The organism is Nostoc sp. (assembly GCF_036916575.1).
Lineage (GTDB): Bacteria > Cyanobacteriota > Cyanobacteriia > Cyanobacteriales > Nostocaceae > Nostoc.
Genome location: NZ_JBALGC010000072.1, coordinates 1 through 21,098 on the forward strand (window position 1 = coordinate 1; position 21,098 = coordinate 21,098).

Annotated in this window: 16 protein-coding genes and 1 pseudogene; 8 read left to right on the plus strand and 9 right to left on the minus strand. The window is 43.4% G+C overall.

Annotated features, from left to right (window positions below; translation table 11 throughout):
- Window positions 1–56: 56 nt before the first annotated feature.
- Complete coding sequence (locus tag V7L29_RS14905) at window positions 57–938, minus strand: reverse transcriptase N-terminal domain-containing protein (RefSeq protein WP_334735976.1); 882 nt, start codon at window positions 936–938, stop codon at window positions 57–59.
- Between the two features lie 675 nt (window positions 939–1,613).
- On the opposite strand from V7L29_RS14905, the gene V7L29_RS14910 reads away from it, so the two are divergent.
- Entirely contained in the window at window positions 1,614–4,151 is a 2,538-nt protein-coding gene (locus V7L29_RS14910) for a tetratricopeptide repeat protein (protein ID WP_334736023.1), read from the plus strand.
- 50 nt (window positions 4,152–4,201) lie between these two features.
- Here the strand turns inward: V7L29_RS14910 and V7L29_RS14915 are convergent, their stop codons facing one another.
- From V7L29_RS14915 to V7L29_RS14930, 4 genes are all read right to left on the minus strand, one after another.
- Window positions 4,202–4,558, minus strand: coding sequence for a DUF5615 family PIN-like protein (locus tag V7L29_RS14915; protein WP_334735977.1), 357 nt, complete (start codon window positions 4,556–4,558; stop codon window positions 4,202–4,204).
- On the minus strand, window positions 4,558–4,803 hold the full coding sequence (locus tag V7L29_RS14920; protein ID WP_334735978.1) for a DUF433 domain-containing protein: 246 nt from the start codon (window positions 4,801–4,803) through the stop codon (window positions 4,558–4,560). Before V7L29_RS14920 ends, V7L29_RS14915 begins: the two co-directional genes overlap by 1 nt.
- Before the next feature lie 151 nt (window positions 4,804–4,954).
- Entirely contained in the window at window positions 4,955–5,251 is a 297-nt protein-coding gene (locus V7L29_RS14925) for a hypothetical protein (protein ID WP_334735979.1), read from the minus strand.
- 36 nt (window positions 5,252–5,287) lie between these two features.
- Window positions 5,288–5,761 (minus strand): DUF4385 domain-containing protein, encoded by a 474-nt coding sequence (locus V7L29_RS14930; protein WP_334735980.1) that lies wholly within the window; start codon window positions 5,759–5,761, stop codon window positions 5,288–5,290.
- A gap of 77 nt (window positions 5,762–5,838) precedes the next feature.
- On the opposite strand from V7L29_RS14930, the gene V7L29_RS14935 reads away from it, so the two are divergent.
- From V7L29_RS14935 to V7L29_RS14945, 3 genes are all read left to right on the plus strand, one after another.
- Window positions 5,839–6,306, plus strand: coding sequence for a VOC family protein (locus V7L29_RS14935; protein ID WP_334735981.1), 468 nt, complete (start codon window positions 5,839–5,841; stop codon window positions 6,304–6,306).
- Window positions 6,307–6,341: 35 nt separating this feature from the next.
- Window positions 6,342–6,920 carry a Uma2 family endonuclease gene (locus tag V7L29_RS14940; RefSeq protein WP_334735982.1) on the plus strand — a complete coding sequence of 193 codons (579 nt, stop codon included), beginning with the start codon at window positions 6,342–6,344 and terminating at the stop codon, window positions 6,918–6,920.
- Between the two features lie 180 nt (window positions 6,921–7,100).
- A complete protein-coding gene (locus V7L29_RS14945) occupies window positions 7,101–7,397 on the plus strand; it encodes a hypothetical protein (protein ID WP_334690966.1) in 297 nt (98 codons plus the stop codon).
- A gap of 51 nt (window positions 7,398–7,448) precedes the next feature.
- Here V7L29_RS14945 and V7L29_RS14950 read toward each other — a convergent pair whose 3' ends face one another.
- Both V7L29_RS14950 and V7L29_RS14955 read right to left on the minus strand, forming a co-directional pair.
- Window positions 7,449–8,138 carry a Uma2 family endonuclease gene (locus tag V7L29_RS14950; RefSeq protein ID WP_334735983.1) on the minus strand — a complete coding sequence of 230 codons (690 nt, stop codon included), beginning with the start codon at window positions 8,136–8,138 and terminating at the stop codon, window positions 7,449–7,451.
- A 75-nt stretch (window positions 8,139–8,213) separates the two neighbouring features.
- Window positions 8,214–8,975 carry a class I SAM-dependent methyltransferase gene (locus V7L29_RS14955; protein WP_334735984.1) on the minus strand — a complete coding sequence of 254 codons (762 nt, stop codon included), beginning with the start codon at window positions 8,973–8,975 and terminating at the stop codon, window positions 8,214–8,216.
- 6 nt (window positions 8,976–8,981) lie between these two features.
- Here V7L29_RS14955 and V7L29_RS14960 point away from each other — a divergent pair, with 6 nt between their 5' ends.
- Together V7L29_RS14960 and V7L29_RS14965 are read left to right on the plus strand one after the other, a co-directional pair.
- Window positions 8,982–9,800, plus strand: coding sequence for a class I SAM-dependent methyltransferase (locus tag V7L29_RS14960; RefSeq protein ID WP_334735985.1), 819 nt, complete (start codon window positions 8,982–8,984; stop codon window positions 9,798–9,800).
- 429 nt (window positions 9,801–10,229) lie between these two features.
- Window positions 10,230–12,491 carry a cation:proton antiporter domain-containing protein gene (locus tag V7L29_RS14965; protein ID WP_334735986.1) on the plus strand — a complete coding sequence of 754 codons (2,262 nt, stop codon included), beginning with the start codon at window positions 10,230–10,232 and terminating at the stop codon, window positions 12,489–12,491.
- Between the two features lie 423 nt (window positions 12,492–12,914).
- On the opposite strand, the gene V7L29_RS14970 is transcribed toward V7L29_RS14965, so the two are convergent.
- Window positions 12,915–14,369, minus strand: coding sequence for a TolC family protein (locus tag V7L29_RS14970; protein ID WP_334735987.1), 1,455 nt, complete (start codon window positions 14,367–14,369; stop codon window positions 12,915–12,917).
- Window positions 14,370–14,470: 101 nt separating this feature from the next.
- Window positions 14,471–15,142, minus strand: coding sequence for an ABC transporter ATP-binding protein (locus V7L29_RS14975; protein WP_334690960.1), 672 nt, complete (start codon window positions 15,140–15,142; stop codon window positions 14,471–14,473).
- A gap of 186 nt (window positions 15,143–15,328) precedes the next feature.
- On the opposite strand from V7L29_RS14975, the pseudogene V7L29_RS14980 reads away from it, so the two are divergent.
- Window positions 15,329–15,481: pseudogene (locus V7L29_RS14980) on the plus strand (transposase); the annotation flags it as partial.
- 255 nt (window positions 15,482–15,736) lie between these two features.
- On the plus strand, window positions 15,737–20,935 hold the full coding sequence (locus tag V7L29_RS14985; protein ID WP_334735988.1) for a beta strand repeat-containing protein: 5,199 nt from the start codon (window positions 15,737–15,739) through the stop codon (window positions 20,933–20,935).
- Window positions 20,936–21,098 lie beyond the last annotated feature (163 nt).

Here is a 21,098-nt window from a genome sequence, read left to right on the forward strand (position 1 = left end):
GCCCTCAGAGATTGAGGATAAGTTTGGACACTAACTTAGAGAAGTCACCTCCTCACTCAGAACATGCGACATCGTGTCGCACTGACCATATCATCTGCGTATCTGATTAATGAAATCGATTTCAGCTTATCTCGGACACTCATTTGAGTATTATCGGGTCGCTTCATGTCGAATTTTGGGGCTAATCCCATAATCAATTCCTCTAGTCCGTGTAAGGCAACATTCGCAAGAAGAGGTGAAATGACCCCGCCTTGTGGTGTACCTTCATCGGTTGGGAACAGACTTTTCCCATCCATAAAACCAGCTTTTAGCCAAGCTCGAATTTGTCTTCGTAAGGTTGGATAGGTATTTAATTTCTTAAGAAGTACATCGTGATTAATGCGGTCGAAGCATTTGCTGATGTCGGCATCCAATACATATTTGGATTTAAGCCTAATCGCACAAAATATTGCTCCAATCGCATCGTGACATGAGCGCCCAGGTCTGAACCCGTATGAGTTAGGTTCAAATCGCGCTTCCCATTCTGGCTCTAATGCCAGCTTGACAAGTGCTTGCAAGGCTCGGTCGAACATTGTCGGTATTCCCAAAGGTCTTTTTTCCTCTGTTCCTGGTTTGGGTATCCAAACTCGGCGTGTAGGTTTCACCTTTGAACCCAGTTTAATTTCATTTATCAAGGTCAAACGTTGCTTTGGGGTCAGTGATTTAATTCCGTCCACGCCAGCCGTTTTCTTACCTTGATTATCCTGAGTTACACGACGAACCGATATTGCTCTTGCTGACCGTGAACTTATCAGCAACTTTTGAAGTTTACGCACTAACTTGACATCACCACGACTAGACGCTTGGTATATCCGCTTTTGCAACTTGAAAACGTTACGATCTAGCTTTCGCCATTCGATATCTTTCCATTCATACATCGGTTTTAACACCGTGTTCATGACTTATTCGTTGCTACTGATAGCTATACTTTCCGTCTTACCGTGTGTCCGTGGGCATATCCTTACCATTACAGCAAGGCATTAGCTTTCTGACCCAATCTCTCTCACCTGCTACCTGGTTTTAATCCAGAGTTTTTGTCTTAGCTGACTACTCAAAGTATTCGACCTCTTTGAGAGTAATCAAGTGAGTTACTTCGTTCCTCGTAACCTTTGTTTTGTTCTGTTAGGATGTCACCTCTTCACCGGGTTTTCGGGTAACGTAGGTATGTCGATAAAAATCCTCATACCACCCTTGCTTTTCCTATGCCCTTTTGGGACTTCCAGCGCATAAAGCCTATTTCGCTGGTTCGCAGTAACGATGATTCAGACAGTGACTTAGCATTTGTTATCCATGAGAACTTACTCACGGGACACCACCTTTAGGCTGGTAGCTCTTTCCGCTTTTATCCCCGCTTCACCGATTGAGGGCTAGTCTCTACAGTGGGGGATATGTTTTCACTCCTACGTCTGGAGGACAGGGCTTGACGTTTTCTAGGATACTAGCGCTCACCTGCAAGATTATGAAGTTGTCATCTACAAGGGATTAAAATGCGAACTCAATCCTGTTGGATTACCCTGTAGAAGCCAGCCATCCCCCGATTACTCGGTTTCGACTGAACGAATCGCACTGAAAGGCTGACGTTTACAGCGCCAGAGCAAGAATTTCTCGATGAGAATAATCAAGTTAAAGTTGCCAGTCGGCTTGAATTTGTTGGACGCAGACGAGCTTTGCAACGGTGTCTCAAGGCATTGCGGGAAACTAGCGATCAAATTGGTGTGTTTATTGCCGGGATGGGAGGACTTGGTAAAAGTAGCTTGGCGGCGCGGTTATGTACACGGGTGCAAACGCAGCGTTCTAACTTTGCGCGAGTCGTGTTGATTGGTTCTCTGGATGAAATAGGTTTGCTGAATAAGCTTTCTAATAAGTTTGAGCGGTTTGCAGATGTGCCTGCACTTTTGAACGAACCAAAGGTGTCTCTTAAAGGACGGTTGCAAAACTTTTTTGAAGCAATTGAAAACGAACACAAGCAACCTTTGCTGCTGGTACTGGATGATTTTGAGCAAAACATCCCCATAGCTAACGTTGAAGATGGTTCATTGCGGATGACGGCAGAGGCTTACGAGATTTTAGGGGCGATTTGTGCGGCATTGGCAGAAACCGGGGCAGAAAGTCGGCTGATTGTCACCTGTCGCTATTTGAAAGCAGACACTTTTCCACCTCATCGTCTGCATTTGGAATCTTTAGCAGGGATGAACAGCAGTGATATTGATAAAATCTGCTTTCCCTTGGATCAAGAAGTTAGGCAACAGTTAAGAACTCAGCGGATTATTGATATTGCCGATGGTAATCCCCGCTTGCTGAAGTGGCTGTTAGAGGTGATTCAGCAGCCAGGACTAGCGGCGGATGAATTACTGAATACTTTGGAGGCGACTGAGCAGAAATTCCGCGAAAATATTTTGGCACAAACTCTGCTGGATGCTTTGGAATTGGAAGAACAAAAGTTTCTTGCACAGTTGAGTGTATTTCACTTGCCCGTTACTGTTGAAATCATCAATGCCATTTCCCCCTCTGCCTCTTTTCTGCAAAAGCTAACCAGCCTCAGTCTAGTTGAGTCTGCCACTACTCACCTCAACCAGCCAGCTAATTACCGGGTGACGACAATTTTAGAACCGTTGTTAGAAACAGTTTTGAGTGAGGAAGAATGGCAAGTAACGCGACAGCAAGGGGTGAGGAAACTTTATCAAATTTGGTTCCAAAAGCCTGGCTGCATAGAATATGAAGTCTTGGAGATGGTACGTTTGGGACTGCTGGTAAGAGAACGGGAGATTGCCATCAGCGCTGGAAATAGTTTAGCAACAACTTGGTTGAAACAATTCCGGTACTTGGAAACTTTTGAGCTATGCCAGCAAATTCTCGCAGTTTTTCAGGACTATACAATCTTAAGCAGCATTGCCTACGCGGAAGGTATTTTGGGGTTGCCAAAAGATGCTCTTGCCCATTATCAGCAAGCTTTAGACCTTTGCCCTAAAGATGATTTAGAAGAAAAGGCCCTCATCTTAAATAATATGGCAAAGGTAATATCAAACGAAGGAGAAATCGAGCAAGCGCTTCAATTCTACGAGCAATCCTTGGAAATTGCGGACTATATTGGCAATACCAAAATTAAATCCGCTATCTTTACCAATATGGCATGGATAATTGCTCAACAGGGAAACAGTGAGCGAGCGTTAAAGCTATATCAGCAATCTTTGGAAATTAAAGAAAGTCTTGACGATGTCCGAGGTAAAGCTGGCACTCTTAACGATATGGCTTCATTTATTGCAGAACAAGGAGATATAAAGCAAGCACTGCAATTATGGCAACAATCTTTGGAAATTACAAAACACATTGGTGATATTGATGGTGAAGCTGCAACGTTAGCTAACATGGCTTCGTTTATTGCAGAACAAGGAGATATAGAGCAATCACTGCAATTATGGCAACAATCCTTGGAAATTGATGAGGGTGTTGGGAATCTCCAAGGTCGAGCTGCTACCCTCTGGAATATGGCATATTATATTTACAAAAATGGGGATTTAGCGCAAGCACTGCAATTATGGAAAAAATGGTTGGAAATTGATGACAATATTAAACGCAAAGCTATTACACTGCCAATAATGATTAAATTGGCAGGTGAAATCAGCGATCAAGCTAGGCAGTTAGAACTGTATTTGCAAGCAGCCGAGGTACTTGTACAGACTGGCAGCTATGAGAGTTTGGTTAATGTTTTAGGTAATTTAGGCTTAAAGGCAGAAAGTAACTGTTCGGTTTACTTCGCTCAAGCAATCTGGCTTTCTCTGAAAATTAAAGGCCCTTTAGCAAATACTATCAACCTCATCAGCCATTTTTATGGAGCTTTGCCTACAGGCGACAAACTACAACCTTTGTTACTAGCAACTGCCATATTTTTGTACAATAGCCTAGAACCAAATCATCCTCATTTAGATCAGCTTGATAAACTAATTAACTGGATGATACAAGGAGTAAAGACACGGAAAGCTAAGGCAATCTGGTTTGTCAAACAAAGGCTCAACGAGCCAGAATATTTCCTCCCCCGACTCAATCAACGCCTAGAGGAGATAGTCGGCGATGGGTGGTTGTTTGACTGTAGTCAATTTGAGGTGGAGGAATAAGGGGAAATGCGGGGATAGGAAAGGGGAGACTGTTTGAGAAATAAGGTAAATTAGGGCAGTGGACGCTGACGTAACTGTGTACGCTCTACAACTGTAAAACTGCCTTCTAAAGATATACCTTCAATACTTAGCAGTCGTAGCAAGTCTTCAGCTGGCTCCTCTGGTGTCACAGTAAAATAGCGGAAATAAACAACACCAACTGGCGATGGCATCCGCAAACGGTAAATTAACTCACCATAATCTCGGTCAAATGTCAGAATGATTCGTCCCTCACTAACTGCGCGTGTCAGAACTTCAGAATCTTCTGCACCTGGTGCGTCTTCGCTTCCATAGGCCACATCGTAACCAGCAGAGCGCAAATATCTAACGCTCATCAGAGGAAAATTTTCATTTGCTAGAAACCGCATTATCCCGCCTGTGACAGAAGCGGGAGGGTGTACAAAGATTCTTCACGCATACACTCTGCTGTAAAAGCAAATACCGCCCTTAGTGCTTCTGAGGTAAGAGTAGGATAGTTTTCTAGCACTTGTTGTTCTGTCCACCCCGCAGCAAACAAACCTAATAAGAACTCTACGGATAAACGAGTTCCTTTTACAGTCGGCTTACCCAGCAGAATTTTGGGGTCTGAATGAATGTACTGTCGCCAGTCCATAATTTTTACTCCGACTAAGCTACAGCTATTGTTGCACAGTATGATTTTTGTTGGCTTAGTGAGGGGGAGATGCGATCGCTTAGACAACTATGATTATTGCTGGATTGCTGAGTGAGGAAATGCGATCGCGTTAATCTTAAATTAATTAGCCTCAAGATTCATTCACGAAGCTCAAAGGTTCATCGACGAAGCTCAGAGATTCATTCACGAAGCTCAAAGGTTCATCGACGAAGCTCAGAGATTCATTCACGAAGCTCAAAGGTTCATCGAAGAAGCTCAAAGGTTCATCGAAGAAGCTCAAAGGTTCACTCGCAAAGCTCAAGGGTTTATCGACGAAGCTCAGAGGTTCATTCGCAAAGCTCAAAGGTTCACTCGCAAAGCTCAAAGGTTCATTCGCAAAGCTCAGAGGTTCGTTCGCAAAGCTCAGAGGTTCATTCGCGTAACGCACTCTCCGAAAGTCACTCAATTGAAAGTTGACAGAGTGCTAGTCTAATTCATACATCTGTTTATGCTTGGCTAAAAGCTCTTGATATTTCTCGTTTGTCTTTGCTTCTACCCACTTAGCTTTGAATATTGCTGCTGATTCCGCTTTAACTGAGTCTACTTCATAGGGAAGAATCTCTTTTTTAGAACCTGAGGTTTCCGAATTTTGTTTATATTTCCTGCCACTCTTATGATTAGCATAACGGCGGGAGCGAGTATAGCCCATTTGGATAAACTTCCGTGCCATATCTGCGCCGACAAAATCATCTTTCTCTAAATAATCAAGAAAAAGCTCGTAAATTTTCTCACTCGATTCTCTAGCAATATTAGGAGTCTTAAACCGCCAGTAGGGAAGAATTTCTGATTTGTATGGTTCAACCAAAAGTACACCCTGCTCACCCTTGCCAACACGATAGAGTTCAGGATGTTGGCGAAAATCGAGATTTTTAAAGTCTAAAGAATAATCAAAAGCCATGCGAAGTGTTTATTATAAATAATAAACTTTAAGAAAGAAGTCGAGCTTCTATCTCTGTAGGGAAATTTTGTTTTATTATGCTATCTAGCACCCAATCTGTGAACAGTGTCCTTGCGCCAGGAAATCTGCGTAAAGTGCATCACATTGCCCTCAACGTCAAAGATATGCAAGCTTCCCGCCACTTTTATGGCACAATCCTGGGTTTGCACGAACTGACAGGCGACGAAGTACCCGCAACTCTAGTGGAACTTGTCGCATCTGGGAAAGTAGCCAACTTCATTACCCCAGATGGAACGATACTGGATTTATTTGGGGAACCAGAGTTATCACCACCAAATCCAGACCCCGAAAAGACTTTTACCAGAGCGTACCATCTAGCCTTTGATATAGATCAGCAGTTATTTGATCGTGCGGTGACAGTGATCAGAGAAAATAAAATAGCGATCGCTCATGGCCCAGTCACTCGTCCTACTGGTAGAGGAGTGTATTTTTACGATCCAGATGGCTTTATGATTGAAATTCGTTGCGATCCAGATGTCCGTTAAATAATTATTTGTCAGTAAAAAAGGGAAATACTTCTATGACAGCACTGACATTAAACTTGAATTCAATTCTGAAACTGACAAGAGAGCAGTTTTATCAGTTGTGCGAAGAAAACCCCGATTTACAACTAGAACGCAATGCCCAAGGAGAACTAGTCATAATGCCACCGACGGGAGGAGAAACTGGAAAAAGTAACGTTAATTTAATTCTGCAATTAGCATCATGGAATGAACAAAAGCAACTAGGTGAAGTTTTTGATTCTTCCACTGGATTTACTTTACCAAATGGTGCTGACCGTTCTCCTGATGTTTCGTGGGTGGAAAAATCTCGGTGGGATAGTTTGACAAAAGAACAAAGAGAAAAATTTATTCCTTTATGTCCTGATTTTGTGATTGAAATAATCTCACCATCTGACACTTTGAAAAAAGTTCAAGTAAAAATGCATGAGTATATGTCAACTGGGTGTCGTTTAGGTTGGCTAATAAATCGAAAAAAACAGGAAGTAGAAATTTATCGTCCTGGACAAGATGTGGAAGTTTTAAAATCACTTCAAACTATTTCTGGAGAAAGTGTTTTACTTGATTTTGTACTAAATCTGAAAAAAATTTGGGGATAATATTTGAAAATGCTCGAATGGATAGAACAGATATTAGAGATGTACAATTAAATCGACGCTTGGAAACTGCATCCACACAAGTAGAAACCACCTCTGTGAGTTTAAAAACCTCAATCTTTTCTTATGTATAGCTGTGAATGACCTTTGTTCTGGCTCTTAAAAAACACTACTTAATTTACTATGACCGCTAAACTCACGCAAATATTTAAACTAATTGAAGACACAATCACAAAACCGCCAATTCCACACGAACCATACAAGCAATCATTGAAAGCTTGGGCGATGTATTGTTTGCGAGACAAAGGTTTTATAGTCGTTTATGCTCAAAATGCCGACTTTGCTATTGAAAGAAAGGGCGAAAAAAAACTATATTTCAAAGTTTCAAATAGTCCCGATGATTTAGATGATTCTCTTAGCTGGATTGTTTGGGATAGTGCAACCAAAAACGCCAGTCTTATTCCCCAAAAACTAGACTGATGCCAAAATAATCATCAAATATTTCCCTGATTGTTTAACTATTCTGACTAACTATTTTTCTTCGTCAGACAATTGCTGCACAAATATTTGATGCTCTGACGAATTTAATCCCAACTGCAACACAGTCAATACTTGCTGCATATTGCCAGCAAGTAAATCTGACATTGACAACCACAAACCAGGAAATACATGACTTTTGATAATTCCATCTGCATCTACTTCTAAAGACATATATTCTCCTTGTTGCAGGCGAAACCAATCTAATTTGTTTTCAAATATTTGCCAAACAATATATTCTTTTACTCCATTACGACCATAAACTTTTTTCTTGTCATGTAAATCAATAGCAACACTGCTAGCTGCTATCTCTATTACCAGTTCTGGCGCACCTTCTATGTAATCATCATCGCTCAAACGAGATTGTCCTTTAGCTACTGGTGTGATTAATAGCACTCCATCTGGTTGCGGTTCATTATCTCGATCTAAGCGTACTGTTGGCTCAATTCCCAATCTCACACCAGGGGTTGATGCTTCATAAACTCCCAACCAAGTGATTGTATGGCCATGTGGTTCAGCATGACTTTCAAAGCGTAATGGGGATGCCAAGTATACAACTCCTTCAATTAATTCTGCCTTTTGATGACGGGGCATCGCTTGATAGCGTCGTTCAAATTCGTAGCGAGTGAGGCGATCGCCATTTTCTAAAGAAGGAATTCGCTGCTTGAGTGATAGGTTGAACATAATTTTCTGCTCTGGCAAGGAGTTTTATTTTATTATGGCTTGGTGCATATTTTTCTTGTGATCCACTGCCTAGCCTCATCTTGTCAATAAATCGCTAGAATCAGGTTTCTCAAATACCATTAAATGCTGTAGAGGTAACAAGTTTTTGGTTTCCCGCCAAACCAAACCAACAGCTTGCATTTCTTTACGGACTTGCTTTTGAGTCATTTTGTGCAGACCTTTAATCAGAATAAAGGGATTTTCGCCCCGGTACTCAACCAAAACCACCCTACCACCAGGTTTAAGTCCTTTGACAATTCCTTGCATCATTTCTTGCGGATACTCCAATTCATGGTAAGCATCCACCATCAGCGCCAAATCGACACTTTCAGGTGGTAGGTTTGGGTCAGTAAGGGTTGCCAAAACAGGCTCAACATTGGTGATATTTTTCTCTTTTTTGAACAACTCAATGATTTCCAACATTTGGGGCTGAACATCTACAGCCAACACCTTACCTGCTGTTAATAGCGGTGCGATGCGAAAGCTTAAGTAACCTGTACCAGCACCAATATCCGCCACCAGATCATTAGGTTTCAGATTGAGGACATTGACTACCTTACTTGGCTGTTCCTCTCCCTCTCGCTTTGGACGTTCTAGCCAGCCAGCACCTGTGTATCCCATAACTTTGGCAATTTCTCGCCCCATGTAATATTTGCCGATACCATCTGGATTATGGATAATATGCTGTTCGTAAACTGTGGTGGATGAAGAAGCAGCTTGTGCTGTCAGGGTTGGGTTCAGCAGCCAGCAACTTAGTATCACAACAAGAGTTACTATAAAGTGGAGAAAAGTTGACATTTGTTTATGACTGATCTGGATAGCTATAAGCAGCAACTAAGAGAATTTTATGGTAGTAGAACGACTTATGACTATGAGCAAGGTACTCGCCATCCTCTAGAAGCCAAGCTTCTACTTGAATTTGTGCCGCTAAATTCAGGACATAAAATCCTTGATGTGGGAACTGGAACAGGTTTAGTTGCAATTCCCGCAGTTGAAAAAGTTGGTTCAAATGGCTATGTGATTGGGATTGACATCACCCCTGGAATGTTGCATCAAGCAAGACTGAAGATTGCAGCAGCAAAATTACAAAACATCGAGTTGATTGAGGCAGATGCAGAATATTTCAACTTTAGTGATAGTAGTTTTGATGTAGTCTTTTGCTGTGAGGCAATTGTACTTTTTCCTGATATCCTTGCTACTTTGCAAAAGTGGTATGGCTACTTGAAAACAGGAGGGTATGTGGCTTTTACCTGTCCTCCGGAAACTGCTTATATGGCATCTCTTCAACAAAGGATCTGCGCTAAAGTTTTGGGCGTATCGCTACCACATATCCTTGAACCACTGGGGACTCCAGAAAAATGTCGAAATTTGCTCAATCAGGCAGGTTTTAGAGATATCGAAATTAAGATTGAGCCATCAGGACGTTATCGCCCTGTTAGGGATAGCAGATTATCTAGGACAGCAATTAATATAAATTTTAAAGGTAATCCTTTGTTGTCAAAATTATCACAAGAACAATTAAATCAGTTGGAAGTTGAGTACAAAGCAGAAATTGAGAAACTAGCAACTGATCAAGGTCTTTGGCAAGACACGACAAAGTTCTTTGTTCGCGCTCGAAAATAAGTTGATGAGCAAAGCTTTGTTCCTGAACTGACCAATGATTCTTTGATGGTACAGAGCAAGTGCAATACGCTTGGGTTAAGGCTAAAATCTTTTGTCAAAGTCAATTTTTTTATCGTAGACGCATTCGCGTAGCGTCTCGTAGAGAAGCGGCTTGCCGCAGCGAAAAGTCGGAGCGGCGGTTCCCGCCGATCTGAACTTTTCAAGACAGGCTACCACTCCAGGCACAGAGAACACCGAGAGAAGAAAGAAATGCTTAACTGAACTGTATTGAGACTTGCGGATTTATCCGTGGGGTCAATCCAAAATCCAAAATCTAAAATCCAAAATTGTCTGACAGTTTAATCCCTAGACCGATGTAGAAGTAAACATTTTTAGATTTACTTGAAGCAGCCCCTTTAAAAATTCGTAATCCCACCTTTGGACGCTTATATGCAAAACCTGTCCCTAATGTTAGTGCCTGTACTCGCTGCACAGAAAGCAGCAGGTGACGGTTTAATAAAACCTCTCGGTCATCATGAGCTGCTGCTGGTGCTGGTGCAACTATCACTATTGCTTCTAGTAGCGCGGGGATTAGGTGAGTTGATGCGCCGGATTAACCTCCCGCCTGTTGTTGGGGAATTACTGGCGGGTGTGGTGCTGGGCCCTTCTCTATTTGGTTTAATCCTTCCAGACTTACAGGCGGACATCTTCCCCAAAAGCCAAGAACAGTCTAATTTACTTTCGGTGATTTCTTGGTTAGGCGTGTTATTTTTGCTGATTGTGACTGGGTTGGAAACGGATCTAAAACTGATTCTTCGTAAGGGTAAAACGGCTCTGCTGATTTCACTGGGCGGAATTATTGTCCCGTTTATCACTGGATTTGGATTGGGCTGGCTATTGCCAGATAATTTTTTAACCAACCCAGAAAAGCGACTGGTATTCAGTCTGTTTATCGCCACAGCGATGAGTATTTCGGCAGTCCCAGTGATTGCTAAAGTGTTGATGGACTTAAACCTGATTCGCCGTGACATTGGTCAAGTCACCTTAGCTGCCGGCATGACTGACGACACCATCGGCTGGATTTTACTTTCTGTGGTTTCAGGTTTAGCTAGTAGCGGCAAATTTGACCTTGGGACAATTTTCCATTCCGTGAGTGCGGCTATATTGTTTCTAGCGATCGCCTTTACAATTGGGCGTACCGTCATAGACCAGATTTTGCGCTGGGTTGATGACTATGTTGGTGGAATTGCTGCTAGTATGTCGGTTGTGCTGATTCTTTCGCTCTCAGCAGCAGCACTTACCCATGCATTAGGTCTAGAAGCAGCATTAGGTGCTTTCGTGTTGGGGATTTTGGCAGGTCAATCCCGCCGCTTTAGTAATGAAGCTGGACATATGCTAGAAGTGTTCACAGCAAGCTTTCTAGCGCCAATTTTCTTTGCTTCGGCTGGCTTGAAAGTTAATTTACTAGCTCTGTTAGTCCCCCAGACGTTGATATTTGGCTTAATTGTTCTCGCTGTCGCCTGTGTTGGCAAATTTACAGGTGCTTACCTTGGTTCTCGCGTCGGTGGCTTGAGTCATTGGGAAGCTTTGGCGATGGGTTCCGGGATGAATGCTCGCGGGGCGATGGAAATTGTCGTTGCTACGATTGGTTTATCTTTGGGGGTGCTGAATCCACAGATGTACTCGATTATTGTCATGGTGGCGATCGTCACTTCCCTAATGGCTCCACCCCTTTTGCGCTGGACTTTATCAAAGGTGGTTATGGGTGAAGAGGAAGCTCGACGTTTGCAACAAGAGGAGCAGAATAGCCGCAGCTTTATCAAGCAGATCCAACGTGTTTTAATACCCACTAGTGGTGGCCCCAACATCCAACTGGCGGCGCAACTAGTTGGTCACATGGCTCACCAAAACTCGATAGAAGTTACATCTATATATGCGCTAAGTGATAAGCAGCCCCAAAAAAAAGCACGTCAAGCCGCAACCCAGGTAAAAGACACTGCTGCCGAGCAAGCTTTGGCTTCTGTTGCTGAGGAAATGCAGCTACCTGCTGATACCACCCTGCAAGCAAAAACGGAGTCTGGGCGTAGTAAAGCGGAGGTAATTCTGAATGAAGCGAACAAAAACTATGACTTGATTGTACTGGGAGCCTCTGAACAGATACGCCCCCAGAAAGCATTGTTCAATTTGCTTGTAGATAAGGTAGTACAAGAAGCGCCTTGTGCAACGATGGTGGTGAAGTCGCACCTACCCCAAACCAAAGGCGAGATATGCAAAATCGCTCAACAAAAGCTGACAAAGATTCTGGTGCCAACGGTAGGGACAGAATATAGCAAAAATGCTGTAGAGATGGCAAGTGCGATCGCTGCTCAAACAGGGGCATTAGTTATGATCGTTAACGTGATTAATTTGCCACAGGTTGAGTATATTCTTTACGAACAGCGATCGCTAGCTCCAGTCAAGGAAATTGCCCATGAGCTGCTCGAACAGCAAGCAGCAATTGGCCGCAATCTGGGTGCTGATGTCAAAACCTATATTCTTCAAGGAACCAGCCCAGAAAGGGAAATCCTCAAGTTTGCCCAAACCAAGGAAGTTGACCTAATTATTCTCGGGAGTAGTATCCGAATGGTTACAGGTCGCGTTTTCTTCGGTCACAGAGTGGATGCAATTCTGAGTAAAGCCCATTGCCCAGTAGCTGTAATTACTACGCCATAGTCGTTTTCATTAGATGCAAATAGTATTGCTTGAATATACAGCAGCGAACTCTTAACAGGGAACAGGCTTGATTGTCTTCAAGAGCTAGATCTCTGGAATCCCGGTTGAGCGTTTCCGGAATCTTGGTTTTGTAAATCATCGTTATCTTTAGGCGATCGCGCCAGCGAGTTAGTTTACCATTGCTGAAGCTACTTGCGATGAAACGCTAAGAGCGGCTTTAATTAAATCGCGCTATGCATTAGTCACATCTTTCTTAACAATGCAAGCCGATGCATTAACAAAGCAGCCGATGGATTAATAATGCAAGCCGATGGATTAACAATGCAGCCCGATGTATTGGCATTGCAGGGTATTGCCTTTCTTTAATTCGCTACCAATTAATGAAATGCTGTACTAAGCAAACTTTTTTTTAATGATTTGACCTTAGCGCGAACCTCTGGAAGTAACTGATCTTTGCAAATTAGCTAGAGCGCGATTGTAATCTAAAATAGCTGTGACTCGATTACCTTCTGCTCTTGTCAGGTCATTTTCAGCATCAATCACCTCTGTTTGAGTGCCCACACCAGCTTGGAACCTCAGCCTTGCTAGATTCACAGCTTCTCTGGCTTGATTTAAAGCCACACTAGAAGTTTGTACATTATCTAAATTGGATTGCAATTGAGAATAGTACTGTTCTACATCAAAGCGAATTTGGTCGCGCTGGCTAGCAAATTGAGACTCTGCGATCCCAATATCAGCTTTCGATTGAGCCGCACGCGCTTTTGCTACTCCCCCATCAAACAAACTTAAATTTCCTTGGAGTCCCACTGAATAACCATCAGTAATGCTGACGCCATCATTAAACCGATCTAGCAACTGGTAGTTGCCTACCAAACCAATTTGCGGCCCTAGCTGTGAAAGCGCCTGTCGTCGCTGTTGCTCGGAAATATTACGTTGTGCCAAATACTGTGGCAATTCTGGACGATTTTGAAACGCTTGGACAATAGTTTCTTCCAGTGTTGGCTGCCAAAGACCCGCTAGTTGTACGGGATCTGCTGCACTGATATTAACTGACTGCGACAAACTTAACACGGTGGCAAGCTGACGACGGGCAATTTGCTGCTGTGAGATAGAATTAGTCAGGTCTTGTTGGGCATTTCCTAAATTCACCTGAGCTTGCAGCACATCAAACCGCGTACCCACTCCAGCCTGTTCTCTGGCTTGAGTATCCCGCAAACTAGCCTGGGCATTTGCCACAGCAGACCGATTAATTCTTACTAATTCATCAGCTTGTTGCAAATTGTAGTATTGAGTGCTGGCATTCAACGTAATTGTAAGAGACTGAGTTTCAACATTCAATTCATCTACACGTAGTTGTTCCTCAGCGGCTCGGATAGTTGCCTCTCGATTACCGGAGGTATAAAGGTTATAATTCAGTTGTGCTGAACCATTGAAAGTGGTGCTGCTTTGAGATGAACTGCTAGCAAAACCATTCCCATTATTAGTCACACTACTGTTGAGTCCAAGAGTAGGAAACAAGGCAGCTTGAGACTCGCGTAGCGCCGAGCGACTGCGTTCTAACTCTAATATGGCTACCTGTAAGTCTTGATTGTTGCGTTTTGCTAGTTCCAAAGCCTGTGACAAACTGATTGGCACAGTTTGCTGAATCCTTACTTCCTCCGGTTTGGTAGGAAATTGGAGAGGATTGGGATTGGGGTTGAGGTAATCGGGAACCTGTACAGAGCTTGAGGAATTTTGCGGTTTTGGGGGAGTTGCTGCACTTGCTGCATTTGGAAAAAGAATAGCGATGCTTGACGGCAAGGCTACCGCCAACGCTACGGGAACCCAGATAAAATGCACAAAAAATAAGCTGAAATTCATAATTATCGATGTAGTCATTAATTGGGTTTTTTTAAGGATACAATCAAAAGTTTTCATTCTGATTGACCTGACAATGATTTAAATTTTAAATTCCCCCTCAAAAAGTTGATATTAACAAATTACCCTACAATCAAACCATCCTGAACTCGAATAATCCTTTGAGTTTGAGCAGCAATATCTGGTTCATGAGTAACAATCACAATAGTGATTCCTTGGTTATTAAGTTCTGTCAGCAAACTCATCACCTCATGAGAAGTTTCAGTATCTAAAGCTCCTGTTGGCTCATCTGCCAAAACTAATGCAGGTCGGTTGACCAAAGCACGAGCAATAGCTACCCGTTGTTGTTGTCCGCCAGAGAGTTGACTGGGACGGTTAGCTATGCGTCCCCCTAATCCTACCTTTTCTAAGGCTTCTAATGCCCTTTCACGGCGTTTTGACTTAGGTAAGTTAGCGTAAACCATTGGTAACATAACGTTTTCCAGCGCTGTCGCCCGCGCTAATAGGTTAAATTGTTGGAAGACAAAACCTATTCTTTGGTTGCGAATATAAGCTAATTCATCATCATCAAAAGTCGTCAGGTTTCTGCCTTCAAAAATATAGTCTCCAGTTGTGGGACGATCCAGACATCCCAAAATATTCATCAGCGTGGATTTACCCGAACCTGACGCACCCATAATGGAGACGTATTCCCCTTCCTCAATGGAGAGTTGAATTCCCTTGAGGATTGGAACACTAACTTCTCCTAAGTAGTAAGTTTTGGTAATGGATTCCATCCAAATCATCGTTGTCATATTGATTTTGGCTTAATAAATTGTTAGTTGTTGTTAATTTTCAAAGAACTACATTTATTGTATAATCTGCAAATAATTAAAATTCAGTTTTCCGGTTATAGCAAGGGACTGGGGACTAGGGCGTGTCATCAATTTAGGTAAACTGGAATCAGAACTGCTGGAAAAGAATAAACACTATTGAAACAGATGACGCGCCGATACGCACTACGAGATGATCAGTGGGAGAGAATCAAAGACCTGCTACCTGGGAGAGAGGGCTATGTGGGAGCCACAGCTAAAGATAATCGATTGTTTGTTGAAGCAGTGTTATATCGTTATCGAGCAGACATCCCTTGGCGAATTTATCTGGCTGCTTCTGTCATTTGGCTTAATTGATGACACGCCTTAGCACAATATATGAATGCCTAATTTTAGTTCAAGATTTATTGTATAAATTAAGCAAGCAGTTAGTCAGTGCAGTGCGGCTTCAAAGGGAACTAAGTCGGCGTGAAAAAACCCAGCTATGAAAGGTAAGTAAATACGGACAATATATCTACAGAGGTGATTGAGAGATCAGCGCGTAGAGGTTTGCAAAAATGTTAAGAAAACCACCTTATGAATGTTAAAAGCTGGTTCGGTTGGGCTTGGGAGTGGAAGATTGGGGGTTGTGTCGCTTTATTGGCGATACTCTCAATAGAAGTAAGCGATCGCGTTTTGGCTCAAATCGTGCCTGACAAGACGCTGGGGGCTGAAGGTTCTGTTGTTACACCCAATGTCAGTATACGGGGAATTCCTAGCGATCGCATTGATGGTGGCGCAACTCGCGGTGCTAACCTCTTCCACAGTTTTCGAGACTTTAATGTGGGGGAAGGCAGGGGTGTTTATTTCGCTAATCCCACTGGAATTGAGAATATCTTAACTCGCGTCACAGGCAATAATGCCTCTAACATTTTGGGTAGGTTGGGGGTTTTGGGTGGGGCGAATTTGTTTTTGCTCAATCCGAACGGGATTGTATTTGGCCCGAATGCCAGTTTGGATATCCAAGGGTCATTTGTTGCGACGACAGCCGATCGCTTACAGTTGGGTGATAGTGGCTATTTCAGTGCCGTAGAATCCCAAACGAGTAGTTTACTGTCTGTCAGTCCGGGAGCGCTGTTTTTTAGTCAGGTTGCCAATCAACCGACTGCGATCATTAATCAAGGGAATTTATCAACTGGGAAACATCTTACTCTATCGGCTGGCAATCTGGACTTGCAGGGACAGTTACAAGCTAGGGGAGATTTAAAGTTACAGGCGCAGGATAGGGTGAAAGTGCGCGATAGCATAACAACTCCATTTTTGGCTCAAGCAGGTGGTAATCTCACAATTGGCGGAAATCAAGGAATTGATATTTTAGCGCTGAATCACCCAACGCAGATACCATTTGTCAGTGGGGGCAATTTCAGCTTAATCAGTGATGGAATTATTTCTGGTGATGCTCGTTTTGCCAGTGGTGGGAATTTTTCGCTTAGAAGTGTATCAGGGGGATTAGCAAACTTTGTCAGCAAATACGAGCCAATTATTAGTAGCAATGGCGATGTGGATGTTGCAGCTAACTATACGGGGGCATCGTTGTTAGTTGAAAGTAAGGGTAATATTCGCTTTGGGGGCGAGATAAATATTACACAACCAGGTACAGGGTTATCGAATGGGCTTGATACTCTTTCCTTGAGCAACAGTTCAGCATTAACACTTCGCTCAGGACAAAACACCCTGGTTTACGGAGATAATACTTTAAAGAATGCACTAGCATCTAGTAGTTTAGATATTCCACAGGGGATTACCCTAAGTAAAGATGTTGTTCTACAATCGTTTAATGGAGTTGGAGGATCTGTTAACCTTGAGGCGCGCAAGGGGGATATAACAACCCAGTTAATTAGTACTAATGGACAAAAAACTTTAGTGTCTGATATCGTTAAGATGTATGGAGGTATAATTGCCTTAAACGATATTGATAATAGCTTCTCTACTGATACGGAGCCTTTCTTCTACCCCCCTATCTATGGGGGCGCAATTACCTTAAACGCAGCTAATGGTAGCATCTCTACTGGCAATTTGTTGTCTTACTTCTCCTCCTCCTTCACAGATACAGCAGGTAATGGGGGAGCGATAACACTCAGTGCCGCTGGAAAAATTAGTACACAAAGCCTGTACTCATTCTCCATCTCCTCAGGTAGTACAGCAGGTAATGGGGGAGCAATAAAACTCAGCACCTCTGAAAATATTAATACACAAAACTTGATATCCTACTCCGTATCCATGTACAAGACAGCAGGTAATGGGGGAGCGATAACACTCAGTGCTGATGCAAATATCAATACAGGAAATCTGTTTTCCTACTCCTACACCCAATTAGATAAAGGAGGTGATGGGGGAGCGATAACACTGAGCGCTGGTGATTATATTAATACAAAAAATCTGTTTTCCTACTCCAGAGCCGAATCAAATACAGGAGGTAATGGAGGAGCGATAATATTGAGTGCCGATGATTATATTAATACAAAAAATTTGTCTTCCGGCTCTACCACCTTCTCAGATACAGGAGGTAATGGAGGAGCGATAAAACTGAGTGCTGGTGGTTACATCAATACAGAAGATTTGTTTTCCGGCTCTTTCGCCTTCTCAGATAAAGGAGGTAATGGGGGAGCGATAACACTGAGCGCTGGGGATTATATTAATACAGGAAATCTGTCTTCTTACTACGACTCAGGTTCAGTAGATAATAGGGGTAATGGGGGAGCAATAACACTGAGCGCTGGTGATTATATCAATACAGAAGACATAAACTCCTACTCCTACTCTTACTCAGGTACAGCAGGTGATGGGGGAGCGATAACACTGAGCGCCATAGATAGTAGCATCAATCTAACTTCAATGAACTCCTCTGGAAAAACGGGTTCAGGAAAAATCACTATTAGCAGCAATGTTCCTTTTAATTTAAATAATGGTGTAATATCGAGCGATACATTTGGTTCTGGCAAAGCGGGAGATATTCAAATCAGTGCTCCTTCGATTTCTCTAACCTCAGGCGCACAACTATCTGCTTCCACGCACAGCACAGGAGCAGGCGGAAATATCACTTTAGTTGCCAATTCTATAGAGCTAAGTGGAACAACAACCAGAATTCCCAATGGCATTTTTGCCGAAAATGATTCTAATAACACTGCTGGAATTCAACCTGGTACATACCTTGGCGGTTATATTCCAAATGGAACTGCATCCTTCTTTAACCCATCGACTGCTGATGGAACTGTATTTCCTTCCGGTGTGTTTTCCCAAACAACCGTTGGTTCTACTGGCAGCGCTGGTAACTTGAAAATAGAAACCGGAAGACTTCTTGTTAATAATGGCGCAGCGATCGCTACAACTACCTTTGGACATAGCAATGCAGGTGATATTTCAATCAAAGCTCGTGACTCGATAAAAATCGACAGTGGCTCAATATTGAGCGGGGTGGCTCCTAATGCAATTGGCAACAGCGGTAAAGTTGAACTGAACACTTCCAGTTTAGAGTTAACCAATTCTGGAATTGTACAAACCCAGACTTTGGGAGAAGGAGTTGCAGGAAATATAGTGGTGGATGCTGATACAGTCAGTATTTCTAATCAGGGAAGCGCTTTACGCTCTGCCAGTGGTGGTACTAATGAACTATTACCAGGAACATCGAGTAGTAGTAAAATTGGACGGGGCGGTAACATTAGCGTTACAGCTAATAACCTACAGGTAACTGATGGAGCTGTTTTAGACGCCACAACTGTAACTAACTCAACAGGGGGCGATATTACAGTCAGCGCTAACACCTTGAGTGTTGATAAAGGTGGACAGATTCTTACCTCAACTTCCGGCACTGGGGATGCTGGTAGTATAACAGTGAATGCAACACAAATACAACTATCCGACTCAGAGAGTGGTTTGTTAGCTCAAACAACCAGTGCAGGGAAAGCAGGGGACTTAACTATTCAACCGCGTGGTGATGGACAAAGTTTAAGGGTTTTCTTCCAAAAAGGAGCGCAGATATCAGCATCCACCTCAGGTAACGGTCAAGGGGGAAACTTATCTGTAAAGGCACCACAGGCGGTTACGATTAACGGCAATGGTCATCTCTCAGTCGAGACAACTGGGGCTGGCAAAGCTGGAGACGTAACCCTTACCACTGACACTTTAAATATCAACAATGGAGCCACAGTTTCTGCTACCGCTATCGCAACTGCCACGACTTCAGAACCAAGTGGCAGTATCAGTGTTAACGCCAACCAAGTAAACCTCTTAGGTACAGGCAGTGGCTTATTGGCAGAAACACAGGGAGTTGCTGACGCTGGTTCATTGAGTTTGCAACCTTCTAACAACGGGCAAACTTTGACATTAAATCTCCAAGATGGGGCGAAAATCTCCGCTTCTACCTCTGGCAGTGGTCGAGGAGGAAACCTATTGGTAACAGCACCCCAAGCGGTCACAATTAGCGGCAATGGTAAAATCTCAGTTGAGACAACTGGGGCTGGCAAAGCTGGAGACGTAACCCTTACCACTGACACTTTAAATATCAACAATGGAGCCACAGTTTCTGCTACCGCTATCGCAACTGCCACGACTTCAGAACCAAGTGGCAGTATCAGTGTTAACGCCAACCAAGTAAACCTCTTAGGTACAGGCAGTGGCTTATTGGCAGAAACACAGGGAGTTGCTGACGCTGGTTCATTGAGTTTGCAACCTTCTAACAACGGGCAAACTTTGACATTAAATCTCCAAGATGGGGCGAAAATCTCCGCTTCTACCTCTGGCAGTGGTCGAGGAGGAAACCTATTGGTAACAGCACCCCAAGCGGTCACAATTAGCGGCAATGGTAAAATCTCAGTCGAGACAAGCGGCGCTGGGGCAGCGGAAAACCTGACAATTGACACGCAAAGGCTAACAATTCAGGATCAAGCACAGGTATCCGCTTCCACCTCCTCTCCTGATTCGTCCGGGATAGGCGGCAAGATCACAGTAAACGCCAGACAATCTCTAGACTTGAATCAGGCGAGTTTGCTTGCCCAGTCAAATGGTGCTGCTCCTGCTGGTAAGGTAACAATTAACACCGCAAACCTAACAGCCAGAAATGGCATGATCGCAACGTCCTCCAATCAGTCTTCTGGGGGAGATATCAGCATAACTGCTGATCAGATTCGCCTATTTGGTGACAGTGATATCACAACCTTCGTTGCCCAAGGTGCAGGGGGCGGCGGCGACATTAAATTGACGGCTGACTCCATCGTTGCTTTCGACGACAGCGATATCCTCGCTTATGCTCCTAAAGGCACAGGTGGAAATATCACCTTCGAGACTCCGGCATTCTTCGGCGAAAACTACCGTCCTGCACCTCGTAACACAGACCCTCGTACCCTCAATGGCAATAACCGAGTAGATGTGAATGCCACTGGTGCTATCAATGGAGTCATCACCCTACCCGATACCACCTTTATCCAAAACAGCCTCACCGAGTTACCGGAAAATCAAATTAACACCGACAGCCTTCTAGCCAATAGCTGCATTGTCCGTCGCAATCAACCAACCAGGGGAAGCTTCATGGTAACAGGTACTGGTGGCTTACCTCAGCGCCCCGGAGATGCCCAGATGTCCAGCTTTCCTACAGTGGACATGAAAACTTTACCTAGTGACAGCACACCCTCAACGACCAACCCAAATCGTCCTTGGCACAAAGGTGACCCAATTGTAGAACCCCAAGGCGTGTATCGACTACCGAATGGGAAACTCGTTATGAGTCGAGAATGTTCTTAATTGACTAACAAGAATATGTACCCAATCTTAAGGTGGTTTGCCATTTCAGGTTCTTGTATGGCGACCTCAGCTTGCTTGTTGCTCATTATTGAGCTTTGGTATTTGACCTCCACCGTGAGGCTTTGGCTCAACTGTCCCACTGCTTCGATATCGTCTGAGTAAA